The sequence below is a fragment of the Paraburkholderia ultramafica genome (assembly GCF_902859915.1).
Classification (GTDB): Bacteria; Pseudomonadota; Gammaproteobacteria; order Burkholderiales; family Burkholderiaceae; genus Paraburkholderia; species Paraburkholderia ultramafica.
Genome location: NZ_CADIKK010000018.1, coordinates 147089 through 163608 on the forward strand (window position 1 = coordinate 147089; position 16520 = coordinate 163608).

The 16520-nt window shown below is 63.6% G+C and carries 17 protein-coding genes; 3 read left to right on the forward strand and 14 right to left on the reverse strand.

All coding sequences use genetic code 11. The annotated features are described in order from the left end of the window. Window positions 1-71 precede the first annotated feature (71 nt). The 8 genes from HV744_RS20335 to rpe form a co-directional block, all read right to left on the reverse strand. The gene (locus HV744_RS20335; RefSeq protein ID WP_175151211.1) at window positions 72-908 is read right to left on the reverse strand and encodes a uracil-DNA glycosylase; all 837 of its coding nucleotides are present in this window, start codon (window positions 906-908) and stop codon (window positions 72-74) included. A 77-nt stretch (window positions 909-985) separates the two neighbouring features. Then, complete coding sequence (locus HV744_RS20340) at window positions 986-1612, reverse strand: CYTH domain-containing protein (RefSeq protein WP_175151212.1); 627 nt, start codon at window positions 1610-1612, stop codon at window positions 986-988. 27 nt (window positions 1613-1639) lie between these two features. Then, window positions 1640-2437, reverse strand: coding sequence for an indole-3-glycerol phosphate synthase TrpC (gene trpC, locus HV744_RS20345; protein ID WP_175151213.1), 798 nt, complete (start codon window positions 2435-2437; stop codon window positions 1640-1642). Window positions 2438-2455: 18 nt separating this feature from the next. Beyond that, window positions 2456-3487 carry an anthranilate phosphoribosyltransferase gene (gene trpD, locus HV744_RS20350; protein ID WP_175151214.1) on the reverse strand — a complete coding sequence of 344 codons (1032 nt, stop codon included), beginning with the start codon at window positions 3485-3487 and terminating at the stop codon, window positions 2456-2458. 17 nt (window positions 3488-3504) lie between these two features. Further along, window positions 3505-4119 (reverse strand): aminodeoxychorismate/anthranilate synthase component II, encoded by a 615-nt coding sequence (locus HV744_RS20355; RefSeq protein ID WP_175151215.1) that lies wholly within the window; start codon window positions 4117-4119, stop codon window positions 3505-3507. Between the two features lie 13 nt (window positions 4120-4132). Further along, window positions 4133-5626, reverse strand: a complete 1494-nt coding sequence (gene trpE / locus HV744_RS20360) for an anthranilate synthase component I (protein ID WP_175151216.1) — start codon at window positions 5624-5626, stop codon at window positions 4133-4135. Window positions 5627-5996: 370 nt separating this feature from the next. After that, complete coding sequence (locus HV744_RS20365; protein ID WP_175151217.1) at window positions 5997-6713, reverse strand: phosphoglycolate phosphatase; 717 nt, start codon at window positions 6711-6713, stop codon at window positions 5997-5999. Window positions 6714-6727: 14 nt separating this feature from the next. Further along, window positions 6728-7411 carry a ribulose-phosphate 3-epimerase gene (gene rpe, locus HV744_RS20370; RefSeq protein WP_175151218.1) on the reverse strand — a complete coding sequence of 228 codons (684 nt, stop codon included), beginning with the start codon at window positions 7409-7411 and terminating at the stop codon, window positions 6728-6730. 272 nt (window positions 7412-7683) lie between these two features. On the opposite strand from rpe, the gene apaG reads away from it, so the two are divergent. After that, window positions 7684-8058 carry a Co2+/Mg2+ efflux protein ApaG gene (gene apaG, locus HV744_RS20375; protein WP_175151219.1) on the forward strand — a complete coding sequence of 125 codons (375 nt, stop codon included), beginning with the start codon at window positions 7684-7686 and terminating at the stop codon, window positions 8056-8058. 87 nt (window positions 8059-8145) lie between these two features. Here the strand turns inward: apaG and HV744_RS20380 are convergent, their stop codons facing one another. Continuing rightward, the gene (locus tag HV744_RS20380) at window positions 8146-8307 is read right to left on the reverse strand and encodes a hypothetical protein (protein WP_175151220.1); all 162 of its coding nucleotides are present in this window, start codon (window positions 8305-8307) and stop codon (window positions 8146-8148) included. 28 nt (window positions 8308-8335) lie between these two features. Between HV744_RS20380 and mltA the strand changes: the two genes are divergently transcribed. Beyond that, entirely contained in the window at window positions 8336-9460 is a 1125-nt protein-coding gene (gene mltA, locus HV744_RS20385) for a murein transglycosylase A (RefSeq protein ID WP_246279120.1), read from the forward strand. Window positions 9461-9652: 192 nt separating this feature from the next. Here the strand turns inward: mltA and paaK are convergent, their stop codons facing one another. The 5 genes from paaK to paaN form a co-directional block, all read right to left on the reverse strand. Next, window positions 9653-10957 carry a phenylacetate--CoA ligase PaaK gene (paaK, locus tag HV744_RS20390; protein ID WP_175151222.1) on the reverse strand — a complete coding sequence of 435 codons (1305 nt, stop codon included), beginning with the start codon at window positions 10955-10957 and terminating at the stop codon, window positions 9653-9655. A gap of 184 nt (window positions 10958-11141) precedes the next feature. Continuing rightward, entirely contained in the window at window positions 11142-11603 is a 462-nt protein-coding gene (gene paaI / locus HV744_RS20395) for a hydroxyphenylacetyl-CoA thioesterase PaaI (protein ID WP_175151223.1), read from the reverse strand. Window position 11604: 1 nt separating this feature from the next. After that, complete coding sequence (gene paaG / locus HV744_RS20400) at window positions 11605-12396, reverse strand: 2-(1,2-epoxy-1,2-dihydrophenyl)acetyl-CoA isomerase PaaG (protein WP_175151224.1); 792 nt, start codon at window positions 12394-12396, stop codon at window positions 11605-11607. 50 nt (window positions 12397-12446) lie between these two features. Further along, window positions 12447-13649: a 3-oxoadipyl-CoA thiolase gene (gene pcaF / locus HV744_RS20405; RefSeq protein ID WP_175151225.1), complete on the reverse strand. Its 1203-nt coding sequence runs from the start codon at window positions 13647-13649 to the stop codon at window positions 12447-12449. Between the two features lie 138 nt (window positions 13650-13787). Then, entirely contained in the window at window positions 13788-15488 is a 1701-nt protein-coding gene (gene paaN, locus HV744_RS20410) for a phenylacetic acid degradation protein PaaN (RefSeq protein ID WP_175151226.1), read from the reverse strand. A gap of 133 nt (window positions 15489-15621) precedes the next feature. Here paaN and HV744_RS20415 point away from each other — a divergent pair, with 133 nt between their 5' ends. After that, window positions 15622-16398 (forward strand): enoyl-CoA hydratase, encoded by a 777-nt coding sequence (locus HV744_RS20415; RefSeq protein WP_175151227.1) that lies wholly within the window; start codon window positions 15622-15624, stop codon window positions 16396-16398. Window positions 16399-16520 lie beyond the last annotated feature (122 nt).

Genomic DNA, 16520 nt, shown 5'->3' on the forward strand with positions numbered 1-16520 from the left:
ATAGCGGTGCAATGAAAAACGCCACGAATGTGAATCCGTGGCGTTTTTCTATTGCGGCGAAGCTCGCGCCGTTACGCCAGCATTTGCGCTTCGTCGGGCAGGCGCCAGTCGATCGGTTCGCGGCCGTGCTCGACCAGATATTCGTTGGCCTTCGCGAAGTGCCCGCAACCGAGAAAGCCGCGATGCGCCGACAGCGGCGAAGGATGCGGCGCCTCCAGCACGCAATGCGACTTGCCGCCGAGCAGCGCGCGCTTGGCCTGCGCATGCGCGCCCCAGAGCATGAACACGAGGCCGTCGTGGCGCATCGCCAGTTCGTGGATCAGCGTGTCCGTGCATTTCTCCCAGCCGCGTTTCGCGTGGCTCGCGGCGCTGTCGCGTTCGACGGTCAGCACCGTGTTCAGCAGCAGCACGCCTTGCTTCGCCCATGTGTCGAGGCAGCCGTGACGCGGCGTTTCGTGGCCGAGACTCGCGGCGATTTCCTTGAAGATATTGCGTAGCGACGGCGGCGTGCGCACGTTCGGCGCGACCGAAAACGCGAGGCCGTGAGCTTGCGGCGTGCCGCGGTCTTCGCCGTGATACGGGTCCTGGCCGAGGATCACCACTTTCACTTCGTCGGGGCTGGTCAGGCGCAGCGCGCGGAACACGTCGGCCGGATAGACGGTTTTGCCGGCCGCGCGTTCACCGTCGACGAAACGGCAGAGCGGCGCGTACGCATCGCTGTCGATGAAGGGCGTCAGATGCGTGCGCCATGCGGTGGGCAGCGCGGCGAATTGGGCTTCGAGCGTCGGCGGGGTGTCGGCGTCCGATGACTGCTGCGGGTTGATCATGGCACTGGCCGGTGTGGATGCGGCGTCGCCGAACAGGGAAGCCTGCGACGGGTTGGAGCGGGTTCGGGAAGCGGAGGTCATGGCGGGGGAGTGTCGCAGCAAACGCGCGCGGGCTCAAGGTGCGGCGGCGCCGCGCATCGCATCGCGCGCATCGCCGCTCAACCCGCCCGCAACTGATAGCCGCGCTGCGCCTTGCTGATGTTGTCCGGCGCGAGGCCGGTGATCTGCTTGCCGAGTTCCGCCGCGAGCGCGCGCAGGGCGGCTTCGTCGCCGGACTTCAGTTCGAGCTCGATCTCCGAAATCGGCGCGCGGCGGTTCTCGCCGTCGACTTCGGCGAACACGTCGCCCTGATCGATCGCTGCTTCGATTTCCGCACCGTCCACCTGAACATGCCACAGCGTCCGCGTGAAATTCGTGCGGAACAGTTCGATCAACGCCGGCGCCGCCTGGCGCAACGCATCTGCCGCGGCCGGCTCGTCGCATGCGCGCAGCAACGCCTCGATCTCCAGCTTTGCGCCCGCCACCGGCATTTCCCACTCATGCCGGCTGTGCAATCCATCCTGCGCGTCGCCAGCCGTCTTGAAGGTTTGCAGCCAGCCATCCGGCGTCTGGCGCAGACGCAGCGCGCTCTTCGAACTCGCCAACGTCAGCTGCGGCGTGTCGAAGTAGATATTCACCAGCCTGACCGGGCGTCCCTGTCCGCCGGCACGTGCGACGAACCACTGCGTCGCCGCCTGCACCTGCCCAGCCGGCAGCGCCAGCTTGATTTCGCGTTCCATGCCCATGATCTGTTCCGCTACCTGTGCCGCGTGTTAGAGCCGTGCCTGGAAAAACATCCGCGCGAGTTCGACACCCGGCTCTAGCGCGCGCATGAACGCCTCGCCGACCAGGAACGTATGCACGTCCATCGCGCGCAAGCGTTCGACGTCGGCGTGCGACAGAATGCCCGATTCCGTGACGACGATGCGGTCGTCGGGAATCGAGTCGAGCATGCCGATGGTGGTGTCGATCGACGTTTCGAAGGTGCGCAGATTGCGGTTGTTGATGCCGATCAGCGGCGTTTTCAGCGTCAGCGCTTCTTTCAGCTCGTCGTTGTCGTGCACTTCGACCAGCACCGCGAGACCCAGCGAATGGGCGAGCGCTTCGAGATCCTGCATCTGCGAGGTGTCGAGCGCGGCGGCGATCAGCAGGATCGCGTCGGCGCCCATCGCGCGGGCTTCGACGATCTGGTACGGATCGACGATGAAGTCCTTGCGCAGCACCGGCAGGCTGCACGCGGCGCGTGCTTGTTGCAGATACGCGACGCTGCCCTTGAAGAACTGCACGTCGGTCAGCACCGACAGACAGGCCGCGCCGTGTTTCTCATACGAACGCGCGATCTCGGCCGGGTCGAAGTTCTCGCGCAGCACGCCTTTCGACGGGCTAGCCTTCTTCACTTCGGAGATCACCGCGGCCAGACCCGCCGCATGTTTGGCGCGCAGCGCGCCGACGAAGTCGCGGAGATCGCGCGACGATGCTTCGAGGCGCAGCTCTTCAAGCGGCGCGCTCTGTTCGGCCGCGCGGACTTCTTCGCGTTTGACCGCGATGATACGGTCGAGGATGTCGCTCATAGGTGTCTCGCTACGTGATTACTGCTTGAATTGCTGGGTGAAGCGGATCAGCTCGTCAACCTTCGCGCGGGCCTTGCCGCTTGCGATCGCTTCGCGCGCCAGTTGAATGCCGTCCGCGATCGACGACGCCACGTTCGCCGAATACAGCGCCGTGCCCGCGTTCAGCGTGACGATTTCGCGCGCGACGCCCGGCTTGTTGTCGAGCGCGTCGAGCAGCATCGCTTTGGATTCGGTTGCGTCGGCTACTTTCAGCGTGCGGTTCGACACCATCTGCATGCCGAAGTCTTCCGGATGAATCTCGTACTCGTGGATTTCGCCGTCGCGCAACTCGCCGACCTGCGTCGCCGCGCCGAGCGACACTTCATCCATGCCGTCCATCCCGTACACCACCAGCACGTGCTTCGCGCCGAGGCGCTGCATCACGCGCACCTGAATGCCGACCAGGTCCGCGTGGAACACGCCCATCAACTGGTTCGGCGCGCCGGCCGGGTTGGTCAGCGGGCCGAGAATGTTGAAGATGGTGCGCACGCCGAGTTCGCGGCGCACGGCGGCGATGTTCTTCATTGCCGGATGATGATTCGGCGCAAACATGAAGCCCATGCCCGTTTCGGCAATCGACGCCGCGACCTGGTCCGGCTGCAGATCGATATTCACGCCTAGCGCTTCGAGCACGTCCGCGCTGCCCGATTTGCTCGACACGCCGCGATTGCCGTGCTTCGCGACCTTTGCGCCGGCCGCGGCCGACACGAACATGGTCGCGGTGGAAATGTTGAAGGTGTGCGAGCCGTCGCCGCCGGTGCCGACGATATCGACGAAGTTCGAGTTGTCCTGCACGTCGACGTGCCGGGCAAATTCACGCATCACCGTGGCGGCGGCGGTGATCTCGCCGATGGTCTCTTTCTTGACGCGCAAGCCGGTGATGATCGCGGCCGACATCACGGGCGAGAGTTCGCCGCGCATGATGAGCCGCATCAGATGCAGCATTTCGTCGTGGAAAATCTCGCGGTGCTCGATGGTTCGTTGCAGCGCTTCCTGGGGCGTTATCGACATGGCTTCGTCTCTCTTGATCAAGCGTTGCGTTGGGACGCGCTGTGGGACGTCTTGCTGCTCACGAGCTTCGACTGCTTCACGAAGTTTTCGAGCAGCGCGTGGCCGTGTTCGGACAGGATCGATTCCGGATGGAACTGCACGCCTTCGACGGCCAGTTCCTTGTGGCGCACACCCATTATTTCGCCGTCCGCGGTCCATGCCGAGACTTCGAGGCAGTCCGGCAGCGATTCGCGCTCGATCGCGAGCGAGTGATAGCGGGTCACGACGAAATGCTTCGGCAGATCGGCGAACACGCCTTTGCAGTCCGTTTCGATCGTGCTCACCTTGCCGTGCATGATGGTTTGCGCGCGCACCACGCGGCCGCCGAAGGCCTCGCCGATCGCCTGGTGGCCAAGGCAGACGCCGAGAATCGGCGTCTTGCCGGCGAATTCGCGCAGCACGTCGAGCGTGATGCCGGCGTGTTGCGGGTTGCTGGGACCGGGCGACAGGCAGATGCGCTCGGGGTTGAGCCTGGCGATCTCGTCCAGCGTGATTTCGTCGTTCCGATAGGTGTGCACGTCTTCGCCGAGTTCGCCGAAGTACTGCACCAGGTTGTAGGTGAACGAGTCGTAATTGTCGATCATGAGCAGCATGGTGTGTCTCCGGTCAGAAGTCGCTATCGAGGCCGTCTTGAACCTGTTCGGCTGCGCGCAACACGGCGCGTGCCTTGTTCTCGGTCTCTTGCCATTCGGATTCCGGCACCGAATCCGCGACTACGCCCGCAGCCGCCTGCACATACAGATTGCCGTTCGCGATCACGCCGGTGCGGATCGTGATGGCCAGATCCATTTCGCCGGTGAACGACAGGTAGCCGACCGCACCGCCGTACAGGCCGCGCTTCACGGGTTCCAGTTCGTCGATCAGTTCCATCGCGCGGACCTTCGGCGCGCCCGACAGCGTGCCGGCCGGGAACGTGGCGCGCAGCACGTCGAAATTGGTGGTGCCCGGCTTCAGCTTGCCTTCGACCGAACTCACGATGTGCTGCACGTGCGAGTACTTTTCGATCACCATCTTGTCGGTCACGACCACCGAGCCGATCTGCGCGATGCGGCCCACGTCGTTGCGCGCGAGGTCGATCAGCATCACGTGTTCGGCGATTTCCTTCGGGTCGTTCAGCAGTTCGGTCGCGAGTTCCGCGTCGCGTTCCGGCGTGTTGCCGCGCGGACGCGTGCCGGCGAGCGGCCGGATCGTGACGATGCGGTCCTCGCCGCGCTTTTCCTGGCGCACCAGAATTTCCGGCGATGCGCCGACCACGTGGAAGTCGCCGAAGTTGTAGTAATACATATACGGCGACGGATTCAGCGAGCGCAGCGCGCGATACAGCGACAGCGGATTGTCGCGGTACGGCTTGGTCAGACGCTGGCCGACCTGCACCTGCATCAGTTCGCCGGCGGCGATGTATTCCTTCGCCTTGCGCACGGCGGCCAGATAGTCGTCTTTCGCGAATTCGCGGTAGGTCTCGGTGAGTACGCTGGCCGAGGTGACCGGCGGTTGCACGGTCGTGCGCAGACGCTGACGCAGTTCACGCAGACGCTGCTTGGCCTTCGTGTACGCCTCGGCTTGCGTCGGATCGGCGTACACCACCAGATAGAGCTTGCCCGCGAGATTGTCGATCACCGCGACTTCTTCGGTCAGCAGCAGCTGGATGTCGGGCAGATTCAGATCGTCTTTCGGCGCGCTGTGTGCGAGCTTTTTCTCGATGTAGCGCACTGCGTCGTAGCCGAAATAGCCGGCCAGACCGCCCGCAAAACGCGGCAGCCCGGGGCGTTGCGCGACTTTGAAGCGGCCCTGGAATTGCTGGATGAATTCGAGCGGATCGCCCTCGTGCGTTTCGACGACCGTGCCGTCGCGCACCACTTCCGACACGCCATTGCGCGTGCGCAGCAGCGTGCGCGCCGGCAGTCCGATGAACGAATAGCGGCCGAAACGTTCGCCGCCCACCACCGATTCCAGCAGGAACGAGTTGGCGCCGTTGCGCTCGGTCTGCGCGAGCTTCAGGTATAGCGAGAGCGGCGTTTCGAGGTCGGCCAGCGCTTCGGCGATCAGCGGAATGCGGTTGAAGCCCTCATTGGCGAGGGACTGGAATTCGAGTTCGGTCATGTTCCGATCCTGTACGGTGGTCCGGCGCCTGCGTGCGCCGGACAAAGCGGGGCGTTGCGCGACCGGTCGGGGCGTTCGTCGAGGTTTCGACACGATAATACCGACCGGCGCGAGTTTCCCATCGACGCGAGCAAGGGGTTTCAGCGCACAGCTGTACTTTGCGGGTACACGCAGGCCAAATCAACCGATGCAGCGGAACAAGACGATGGAAAAAACGCGTGAGCGCAGCGAAGTAAAAAACGGTTGCCGAAGACGAGCTTCAGCGTACCTCAGGCGAGGTTAGCGCGACCAGCGACGCCAGGGCCAGGCTCCCCGGTCGATGCTGATCAGACTCCGTTTTTTATTCAGAAACATGAGGATGAAGGACTTTTCAAGTCGTGGAATGGTGCGCTGCGATCGCCTTGGCGGCGTCGAGCAGCGAGGCAACTATACCATCGGATTTTATTGTTTGTATAGCTTGGCCGTGGTTGTAGCCGTACGGCACGGTCAGCGTCGCCATGCCCGCCGCGCGGCCCGCCAGCGCGTCGTTTTCCGAATCGCCGATCGCGACGGTGGCTTGCGGTTCGACGCCCAGTTGTGCTGCGGCGGTGAGCATCGGCAGCGGGTCCGGCTTCTTTTTCGCGAGGCTGTCGCCGCCGAGCACGACGGTGAAATACTGCGCAAGCCCGTACTGTTGCAGCAGTTCGACCGCGAACCGATGCGGCTTGTTGGTCACGCAGGCGAGCTTCAGGCCGGCATCGCGCATTGCGCGCAAACCGGCTTCGACATCGGGATAAAGCCGCGTGTGCACGCCGTTGATCTTCGCGTATTCCGCCTGATAGATGGCGAGCGCCTCGTCGAAGCGGTCTTGCACATGTTCCGCTTCAAAGCGCGGTGCGAGCACGCTGCGGATCAGATGCTCCGAACCCTTGCCGACATAGCCGACCACTTCCTCGCGCGACGTTTCCGTCGCGTCGAGTTGCGCGAGCATGCCGTTCAGGCCGGCGGTGAAGTCGTCGGCGGTGTCGATCATGGTGCCGTCGAGGTCGATGATCGCGCCTTGCAGGCGCGGGCCGGGAAAGGTCGGGGCGGGGAATGGAGCGGTCATAGGGCTGGCTGGTTTCAGTGCTGAACGTTGGCGAGTGCTGCGCGCATCTTGTCGATCACGACCTTGTGGTCGGGCTGGCCGAAGATCGCCGAGCCGGCCACGAACGTGTCCGCGCCGGCCGCCGCGATTTCCGCGATGTTGTCGACCTTTACGCCGCCATCCACTTCCAGGTGAATCTCGCGGCCGGTCCGTTCCGTGTACGCGTCGATCCGCTTGCGGGCTTCGCGCAGCTTGTTGAGTGCTTCAGGAATGAACGACTGGCCGCCGAAGCCCGGGTTCACCGACATGATCAGCACGAGGTCGAGCTTGTCCATCACGTGGTCCAGGTAGTTCAGCGACGTGGCCGGGTTGAACACCAGGCCGGCCTTGCAGCCGTGGTCGCGAATCAGCGACAGCGTACGGTCGATATGGTCCGAGCCTTCCGGGTGAAAGCTGATCAGGTTCGCGCCGGCTTTGGCGAAGTCCGGCACGATGCGGTCGACCGGACGCACCATCAGATGCACGTCGATCGGCACGCCCACGTGCGGGCGGAGCGCTTCGCACACGAGCGGGCCGATGGTCAGGTTCGGCACATAGTGGTTGTCCATCACGTCGAAGTGAATCCAGTCGGCGCCAGCGGCGACGACGTTGCGGACCTCTTCGCCGAGACGGGCGAAGTCGGCGGACAGAATGCTGGGGGCGATGCGGAATTGCGTCATGGCGGGGCGGATACAAGCGGGAAAGCGCCATTTTACCGTTTTGTGCACGTCAGGGCCGGCGCACGGATGGTTTGAGGCCGGCTCCCGAGCGGGCCGTGACCATGACAAAACGCCTTAACGGCCCTTGGCCAAAGGATTTGTCCGGTTGCGGGCATGTCGCGCATGAAGCAGAATGCCAATCCAGAAGCGCCGCTTCGCCGATGCGCCGCAAACCATTGGCGTTCGGGCCTTCCCGCGATTTTTCACAGCCGTATCATCAGACCGGAATCAGGATGAGCCAGTACGAATTCAGCGTCTCGGCGCAGGTGCAATATCTGCCTGAAGAGTCGGACCCGGAGCGCCGCCAGTATGCGTTTGCGTACACGCTGACTATCCGTAATAGCGGTCAGGTGCCCGCACAGCTGATTGCGCGTCACTGGGTGATCACCGACAGCGACAACAACGTGCAGGAGGTCAAAGGTCTGGGCGTGGTCGGTCATCAGCCATTGCTCAAACCGGGCGAACAGTTCGAATACACGAGTTGGGCGGTCATCGCGACACCGGTCGGCACCATGCGCGGCGATTATTTCTGCGTCGCCGAGGACGGCGAGCGTTTTGATGCACCGGTGCCGGAGTTCATCCTGCGCATGCCGCGCACGCTGCATTGAACCGAGGGGCGGGCGCGCGGTCTTTAAACAGTTAAACGCGCAGTTGAGTGCCTGGTTCGGCTTCAGCGCGCGGTTTCTCGCATGGCATTACTGCGGTTTTTGCTGCCTGGGATGCTCACTCGCATTGGCGCGCGTCGCTTTCTTCCTGCCGGACGACGTCCATACAACGATGAAGACGAGCAGAAAGAGCGCGACGAACGCTTCCAGCGCGAAGATGAGCATCGGGTATTCGTCGAACAGATCAGACATGGCGGTTTCCATCAAGAACGAACATTGTATGCGTTTTGTCCGCACGGCCGGAGCATGGCTCGGAGCGCTTTCGGTTGCCGTGCTGCTGGCGTCCTGCGGAGGCAGCGGTGCGGTCCGGCCGTCGGTTTCGCCGCCCACGGGTGCCGCGATCATACCCGGACAGATTGCCGCGACGCGACTCACCGCAGTCGCCTGGCAGCAGGTGCCGGGTTGGCAGGACGACTCGCTGATCGGCGCGACGGCGGCGTTGCGGCAAAACTGCGTGAGGCTTGCGCGTCAGCCGAACTGGTCGCGTGCGTGTGCCGCGGCCTCGCAAATCGACGATCTCGACGTCACCAGTGCGCGGGCTTTTTTCGAAGCCTACTTCACGCCTTTCCAGCTAGCCAATAACGACGGCACGCTCGACGGTCTCGTCACCGGGTACTACGAGCCCTTGCTGCGCGGTTCGCGTACACGGCACGGGGTGTATCAGACGGCGCTGTATCGCTGGCCATCCGCTTATCGCACGGGCTCGCCGCTGCCGGCGCGTGCGCAGCTCGAGCGCGCGGGCGTGCTCAACGGCAATGAACTCGTCTGGGTCGACGATCCGATTGAAGCGTTCTTCCTGCAGGTGCAGGGTTCCGGGCGGGTCGTGATGGAAGACGGCAGCGTGATGCGCGTCGGCTTCGGCGGCACCAACAATCAGCCGTACAAGTCCATCGGGCGCTGGCTATTGGATCGCGGCGAGCTCACGCCCGCGCAGGCGACCATGCAGGGCATCAAGGCATGGGCGCGCGCGAACCCGACGCGGGTCGATGCGCTGCTCGATACGAATCCGCGCTTCGTGTTCTTCCGTGAGATGCCGTCCGGCGAAAGCGTGCCGAGCGGCGGCGCGGACGGTCCAATCGGCGCGCTCGGCGTGCCGTTGACACCGGAGCGGTCGATCGCGGTCGATCCGACGTCGATTCCGCTGGGTACGCCGGTGTTCTTGCGGACCACGCGTCCGTTGACGAACTCGCCGATGAATCGCCTGGTGTTCGCGCAGGACACCGGTTCCGCGATCAAAGGCGGCGTGCGTGCCGACTACTTCTGGGGTCTCGGCGACGACGCCGGCGATCTGGCCGGCAAGATGAAGCAGGGCGGCAGGATGTGGCTGTTGCTGCCGAATTCGTGAGTGTGAGAGTTCGGTGATCTGTGAAGCAGTGGGTTTCTGAATCGAGACCGCCGCTTCGAGACTTGCAGAGCGAGCCCGCATGAGTTCTCAGCACGAGCGCCCGCTTCCGGGGAGCTTCGCTGAGTGAGTAGTTGAAAACGGCGTCATGTCCGGATGTGAATCCGGACGTGACGCCGTTTTTTTTCGCGCGAGTTAGCCCCCCGACCTGCGCTTGTCCACCACGCGCCGCGCCTTGCCCACCGAGCGTTCAATGCCGTTCACAGCCAGCACGTTCACCACCGCGCTCACACCGATCAGCGCCTTGATGTCATAGGCGAGGGTCTGCTTTGCCGTGTTCAGCGCGGCCGTATCCGGTGCGGTTTCCGGGCAGGGCTCGACGTTCAGCGTCAATACGTCGAGCGGGCCTTCCTTGGTCAGTACGATCTGGTAATGCGGCGCGAGCGCGTGCTGCTTGAGCAGCAGTTCTTCGATCTGCGTCGGGAACACGTTGACGCCGCGCACGATCATCATGTCGTCCGAGCGGCCGGTGATCTTTTCCATCCGGCGCATCGTGCGAGCGCTGCCTGGCAGCAGGCGCGTGAGGTCGCGCGTGCGGTAGCGGACGATCGGCAACGCTTCCTTGGTCAACGACGTGAACACCAGCTCGCCGAGTTCACCGTCGGGCAGCACCTCGCCGGTTTCGGGATCGATGATCTCCGGATAGAAATGATCTTCCCAGATGGTCGGGCCGTCCTTCGTTTCCACGCACTCCGATGCCACGCCGGGGCCCATCACCTCGGACAGGCCGTAGATGTCGACGGCATCGATGCCCATGCGCTTTTCGATCGCCTGACGCATGTCGTTGGTCCACGGCTCCGCACCGAAGATGCCGATGCGCAGCGAACAAGTGGCCGGGTCGATGCCTTGCCGTTCGAGTTCGTCGGCGATCGAGAGCATGTAGCTAGGCGTCACCATGATGATGTCCGGCCGGAAATCCTGAATCAGCTGCACCTGTTTCTCGGTCTGGCCGCCACCGAACGGAATCACGGTGAGGCCCGCGCGTTCGGCGCCGTAGTGCGCGCCGAGGCCGCCGGTGAACAGCCCGTAGCCGTAGCTCACGTGAACCTTGTCGCCGCGCTTCGCGCCGGCGGCGCGGATCGAACGCGCGACGAGATTCGCCCACGTGTCGATATCGCGCGCGGTGTAGCCGACGACGGTCGGCTTGCCCGTCGTGCCGGACGATGCGTGAATCCGTGAAATCTGCTCCTGCGGTACGGCGAACATCCCGAACGGATAGCTGTCGCGCAGATCCTTCTTGGTGGTGAACGGAAAGCGCGCCAGATCCGCGAGCGTTTGGACTTCGCTCGGGTGAACGCCGGCTTCATCGAACTTGCGTCGATAGACCGGCGAATTTTCATACGCATGGTTCAGCGACCATTTGAGCCGTTCAAGTTGAAGCGCGGCAAGTTCGTCGCGGCTGGCGGTCTCGATTGGATCGAGCGGAAGGACGGTCGTCATTGAATGTCTCCTTGCTGCCTCAGTGCTTGAGTCTGATGTACGGTGCGCTCTCGCGCAAAAAACCGGGGACTGGCTGCTATTTTGGGATAGGGCGTCGGTGAGCCGCTACTGTGTCGCGAGTTTGCCGCGGTGCTGCGGCGGCCTTTGCCGCTGCGTTGTCGTCGGTTCATCGCGCGTTTGCCTTTCAATCGCCCGTGGGAATCAGGTTGCCTTTGATTTGCGCCGACTTGCCGCGAAACATGGCGACAGTCTCCTCGGCGCGATTCGTGACGCGAATATCGTAGATGCCGGTGCGCCCGCTCAGTGTCTGCTCGACGGCTTCCGCCGTCAGCACATCGCCGCCTCGCACAGGTTTCAGGTACTCGATCGAACAGCCGGCCGCGACCGTATTGATGTTGTATGTGTTGCAGGCGAACGCGAACGTCGAGTCGGCGAGTGTGAAAATCAGGCCGCCGTGGCAAATCTCGTGGCCGTTCAGAAAGTCGTCGCGCACCGCCATGCGCAGACGCGCATACCCAGCGCGCACTTCCAGGATTTCGAGTCCGAGCGCCCGGCTGCAGGCATCGTTCTCGTACATCGCGGCAGCGGTCGCGCGGGCGAGCTCGTCCGGCGTCATCTGGCTGGCGTGGTTGGCTTGAGTGGACATGTCAGCGGCCCTCGAAGCGTGGCGCACGCTTTTCCACGAATGCCTGCACGCCTTCTGTGTAGTCGTGGGATGCACCGAGCTCGCGTTGCAGATCGCGTTCGAGATCGAGTTGCTGGTCGAGGGTTTGCGTCGCGCCCGCACGCATTGCCTGCTTGATCGCGGCGATGGCGCGCGTAGGTTGCCGTGCGAACTGGGCCGCGAGTTTAGCCGCGGTGGCGGAGAGTTCCGTGTCGTCGAGCGCCTGCCAGATCATGCCCCAGCTTTCGGCTTTTTCCGCGCTGAGTTTGTCGCCAGTAATGGCGAGCCCCAAGGCGCGCGCCATGCCGACGCGCTGCGGCAGGAACCAGGTGCCGCCCGAGTCCGGCACGAGGCCGATCTTCACGAACGCCTGAATGAAGCTGGCGGAACGGGCCGCGAGCACGAGGTCGCAGGCCAGCGCGAGATTGGCGCCGGCGCCGGCAGCTGTACCGTTGACCGCCGCGATCACCGGTAGCGGCAGTGCTTGCAGACGGCGAATCAGTGGGTTGAAATGCTCGTCGATCAGATCGCCCAGGTCCGTCGTCGCGCCTGGCGTGAAGTCGAGGTCGGCGAGATCCTGGCCGGCGCAAAAGCCTCGGCCCGCGCCCGTCAGCACGAGCGCACGGGCGCCGGACGCTTCAACCTGATCAAGCGCGGCGCCCAGTTCCTGATGCATCGCGCGCGTGAAGCTGTTGAGCTTGTCCGGCCGGTTCAGCGTGATGGTTGCTACATGGCTCGATGCGTCGATGTCCAGGCGAATCGCTTCATATGACATTGGGTGTCTCCTCAAAGTCTCTTTTGCTGATGGGCACTGCGGCGTTGCGATTAGAGCTGCTCGATGACCAGTGCAATGCCTTGACCTACGCCGATGCACATCGTGCACAGCGCAAAGCGGCCGTTGATCCGTTCCAGTTGATACAGCGCGGTCGTGATCAGACGCGCGCCCGATGCGCCCAGCGGGTGGCCGAGCGCAATGGCGCCGCCGTTCGGATTGACGCGCGGATCGTCGTCGCGCAGACCGAGCGTACGCAGAACGGCCAAGCCCTGCGACGCGAATGCTTCGTTAAGCTCGATCACGTCGAATTGTTCGAGCGTCATGCCGAGTTGCTTGAGCAGCTTTTGCGTCGCCGGTGCCGGTCCGACACCCATGATGCGCGGTTCGACGCCTGCGGTCGCCATGCCCACCACGCGTGCGCGGCGGCGCAGGCCGTACTGGTCCGCCGCCTGCTGATTCGCAAGCAACAGCGCGCAAGCGCCGTCGTTCACGCCTGACGCATTGCCTGCCGTCACGCTGCCGTCCGGACCAACCACGCCCTTGAGCTTGCCCAGACTTTCGAGCGATGTTTCCCGCGGATGCTCGTCGAGCAGGACGCGCACGGGGTCGCCTTTTTTCTGCGCGATGTCGACACCGACGATTTCCTGCGCCAACGTGCCATCACGTTGCGCTCGGGCCGCTTTTTGCTGGCTTGCAAGCGCAAACGCATCCTGATCCGCGCGGCTCACGCTGAACTCGACGGCGACGTTTTCCGCGGTCTCCGGCATTGAATCGACGCCGTACTGACGCTTCATCAGCGGATTGATGAAACGCCAGCCGATGGTCGTGTCGTGAATGTCGGCTTGACGTGAGAACGCGCTCGTTGCCTTGCCCATGACGAATGGCGCGCGCGTCATGCTTTCGACACCGCCGGCAATCATGAGGCGCGCCTCGCCCGCCTTGATCGCGCGTGCGGCGGTGCCGACCGCGTCCATGCCCGAGCCACACAAGCGGTTGATGGTGGCGCCCGGCGCATCCGTGGGCAGACCGGCCAACAATGCCGACATGCGTGCAACGTTGCGGTTGTCTTCGCCGGCCTGATTGGCGCAGCCGTAGATTACGTCGTCGAGAGCTCGCCAGTCGACCCCGGGATTGCGCTCGATCAGCGCCCTGATCGGGACGGCGCCGAGGTCGTCGGCGCGGACATCTTTCAGGGCGCCGCCGTAGCGGCCGATGGGGGTGCGAATCGCATCGCAGATGAAGGCGTCGTTCATAGGATTTCCCGCTGGGGCGGATCGGCGCGTAACGCCGATCCGATGTCTCATGTTAGTTGGGGCGCACGACCCGGTCCATTCAGCCAAATGGCGTAGGAATGGAGCCGTGCACTTTCTTATGCCGTTGTCTTATGCCATTCAGCCAGCTACCGCCGGCGCCGCTTTCGGTTCAACATGAACGCGGCTTTGAACTACGCGGAAACGGTTTGCGACAAAAGCTGCGTCGGCCAGCGCGGCGTTGGCTGCCGGGTTCGCGCCCGTGCCATGGAAGTCGGAGAAGGCCGCGGACTGATTGACGAACACGCCACCGGTCAGATTGATCGACAGTGCTACGCCGCCGCGGATCGACGCCTCGTGCGCGTCGTCGAGCACGCCTGCGTCGGTGCTGTAGACCGACAGCGTCAGCGCGCCGTGCTCGGCGGCAATGGCGCCGGCGAGATCGAGCGACTGCGCGGTCGAGTCCGTCGCGATCACGAACGAGATCGGTCCGAACCACTCTTTGGTGAACTGCGCGTGGTCGGTGGCTGCGTCCAGTTGCAGAACGAGCGGCGTGCGCACGCGAGCGCCGGCAAAAGCCGGATGTTCGAGCGGCTGGCTCTCGACGAGAACGCGGCCGAGCTTGCTGGCTTCGCCGATGCGCTGGGTGACGCCTTCGTTCTGAATGGCGCCGAGCAGTTCGACCGCGCGGGCCGGGTCGGCAACGAGTTTTTGCACAGCGCCCGCAATGGCTTGAGCGACTTCGTCAAAACCGAGCGTGCCGTCGGCAGTGCGAATGCCGGTGCGCGGCACGTAGATGTTCTGCGGCGCGGTGCACATCTGGCCCGAGTACAGCGCCAGCGAGAAGGCGATGTTGCGCGCGGCTGCTTTGATGTCGTCGACCGAGTCGATCACGATCTGATTGACACCGGCTTTTTCGGTGTAGACCTGAGCCTGGTGTGCATTGCGCTCGAGCCACGTGCCGTTTTGGGTGCTGCCGGTGAAGTCGATGAGTTTGATTTCCGGGCGCAGGGCCAGGTCCTGCACGAGTGCGCCATCGTTCGGCTCGGAAGCCAGCAACGTGACGACGTTCGGATCGAACCCCGCTTCGCGCAAAACGTCACGCGCGATTCGTACGGTCAGCGCGAGCGGCAGAATCGCGCCCGGATGCGGCTTGACGATGACCGTGTTGCCAGTGGCCAGATCGGCGAAGAGGCCCGGATAACCATTCCACGTCGGGAACGTGCAGCAGCCGAGCACAAGGCCGGTGCCGCGCGGCACGACGGTATAGCGCTTGTGCATCGCGAGCGGCGGATTCTTGCCTTGCGGCTTTTCCCAGTGAGCGTCGGCGGGAATGCGGCGCAACTGGTCCCACGCATACACGACCGCTTCGAGCGCGCGGTCTTGTGCATGCGGGCCACCGGCCTGAAAAGCCATCATGAATGCCTGGCCGGTCGTGTGCATCACGCTGTAGCCAATTTCGAAGCTGGCGCGATTCACCCGCGCGAGGATTTCGAGGCTCACGCCGATCCACGCCTGCGGGCCTGCCGCGCGCCAGTCGCGCTGCGCGGCGGCGGCTGCTGCGATCAGGGCGTCAGGGTTGGCTTTTGGGTAGCGCACGCCGAGCGGGAAGCCGAACGGCGAAACTTCGTCGCCGACCGTTTCTCCCGTCGACGGCTGGTCCAGTTCGAACGTTGTGTTGAGCAGCGCTTTGAAGGCGGCTTCGCCGTCCGCGTTGGCTGTTTCCCCGTACACTTTCGGACTGGGCATCTCGACGAACGGGCTCCAGTAGCCGCGCGTTTCAACCGCGGTAAGTGCCTTTTGCAGCGTGTCTTCGTGCTTGGTGAATAGCAGATGTGTCATGGCAGAGGGGCTTGGCTGTACGTTGGGGAAAAGCCTGTCTAATAATTGACCGACCGGTTGGTTGGGGAATGGTAGCATTATTAAGAGAGCCGCGCGAAGCGTTTTCGCGTGTGATTAACCATTAGGAGGTGGCATGGTTTACGAGAACATTCTGGTTGAGACGCGGGGACGGGTCGGTTTGATCACGTTGAATCGCCCGAAGGCGTTGAACGCTCTGAACGACGCATTGATGGACGAACTTGGGGGCGCGCTGCGCGAGTTCGACGGCGACGACGCGATCGGTGCGATTGTGGTGACGGGTAGCGAGAAAGCGTTCGCCGCTGGCGCCGACATCGGCATGATGTCGACGTACACCTATATGGATGTCTACAAAGGCGACTACATCACCCGCAACTGGGAAACGGTTCGCTCCATCCGTAAGCCGATCATTGCCGCGGTGGCGGGTTTTGCGCTTGGCGGCGGCTGCGAGTTGGCGATGATGTGCGACATCATTTTTGCTGCCGACACGGCCAGGTTCGGCCAGCCGGAAATCAAGCTCGGCATCATGCCGGGCGCCGGCGGCACGCAGCGACTGCCGCGTGCTGTCTCGAAAGCGAAAGCGATGGATCTTTGTCTGACCGCCCGTTTCATGGATGCGGCGGAAGCTGAGCGTGCCGGCTTGGTTTCGCGTGTTATTCCGGCTGCCTCACTGCTTGATGAGTCGATAGCTGCGGCCGCGACCATCGCGGAATTCCCGCTGCCGGCGGTGATGATGGTGAAGGAGGCGATCAACCGCGCCTATGAAACGACCCTCGCGGAAGGCGTGCATTTCGAGCGCCGCCTGTTCCATTCGCTCTTCGCGACAGAAGACCAGAAGGAAGGCATGGCCGCGTTCGTGGAGAAGCGCAAGCCGGTTTTCAAGCACCGTTAATACGCTTGTCAAAATAACGCTTGCAAGCCCTCTTCGGGCTCGCTAGAATCTCGCTCTTTCGTGCTTCGGACACCGGGGCACGGGGAAGCGGGAAAGCCAGCAGTGGCAAGGCTTCCAGCGCA

Coding starts and splice junctions, on each gene's coding strand:
- HV744_RS20335 (WP_175151211.1), bottom strand. CDS start 908: ATGACCTCCGCTTCCCGAACCCGCTCCAACCCGTCGCAGGCTTCCCTG.
- HV744_RS20340 (WP_175151212.1), bottom strand. CDS start 1,612: ATGGGCATGGAACGCGAAATCAAGCTGGCGCTGCCGGCTGGGCAGGTG.
- trpC (WP_175151213.1), bottom strand. CDS start 2,437: ATGAGCGACATCCTCGACCGTATCATCGCGGTCAAACGCGAAGAAGTC.
- trpD (WP_175151214.1), bottom strand. CDS start 3,487: ATGTCGATAACGCCCCAGGAAGCGCTGCAACGAACCATCGAGCACCGC.
- HV744_RS20355 (WP_175151215.1), bottom strand. CDS start 4,119: ATGCTGCTCATGATCGACAATTACGACTCGTTCACCTACAACCTGGTG.
- trpE (WP_175151216.1), bottom strand. CDS start 5,626: ATGACCGAACTCGAATTCCAGTCCCTCGCCAATGAGGGCTTCAACCGC.
- HV744_RS20365 (WP_175151217.1), bottom strand. CDS start 6,713: ATGACCGCTCCATTCCCCGCCCCGACCTTTCCCGGCCCGCGCCTGCAA.
- rpe (WP_175151218.1), bottom strand. CDS start 7,411: ATGACGCAATTCCGCATCGCCCCCAGCATTCTGTCCGCCGACTTCGCC.
- apaG (WP_175151219.1), top strand. CDS start 7,684: ATGAGCCAGTACGAATTCAGCGTCTCGGCGCAGGTGCAATATCTGCCT.
- HV744_RS20380 (WP_175151220.1), bottom strand. CDS start 8,307: ATGTCTGATCTGTTCGACGAATACCCGATGCTCATCTTCGCGCTGGAA.
- mltA (WP_246279120.1), top strand. CDS start 8,336: ATGCGTTTTGTCCGCACGGCCGGAGCATGGCTCGGAGCGCTTTCGGTT.
- paaK (WP_175151222.1), bottom strand. CDS start 10,957: ATGACGACCGTCCTTCCGCTCGATCCAATCGAGACCGCCAGCCGCGAC.
- paaI (WP_175151223.1), bottom strand. CDS start 11,603: ATGTCCACTCAAGCCAACCACGCCAGCCAGATGACGCCGGACGAGCTC.
- paaG (WP_175151224.1), bottom strand. CDS start 12,396: ATGTCATATGAAGCGATTCGCCTGGACATCGACGCATCGAGCCATGTA.
- pcaF (WP_175151225.1), bottom strand. CDS start 13,649: ATGAACGACGCCTTCATCTGCGATGCGATTCGCACCCCCATCGGCCGC.
- paaN (WP_175151226.1), bottom strand. CDS start 15,488: ATGACACATCTGCTATTCACCAAGCACGAAGACACGCTGCAAAAGGCA.
- HV744_RS20415 (WP_175151227.1), top strand. CDS start 15,622: ATGGTTTACGAGAACATTCTGGTTGAGACGCGGGGACGGGTCGGTTTG.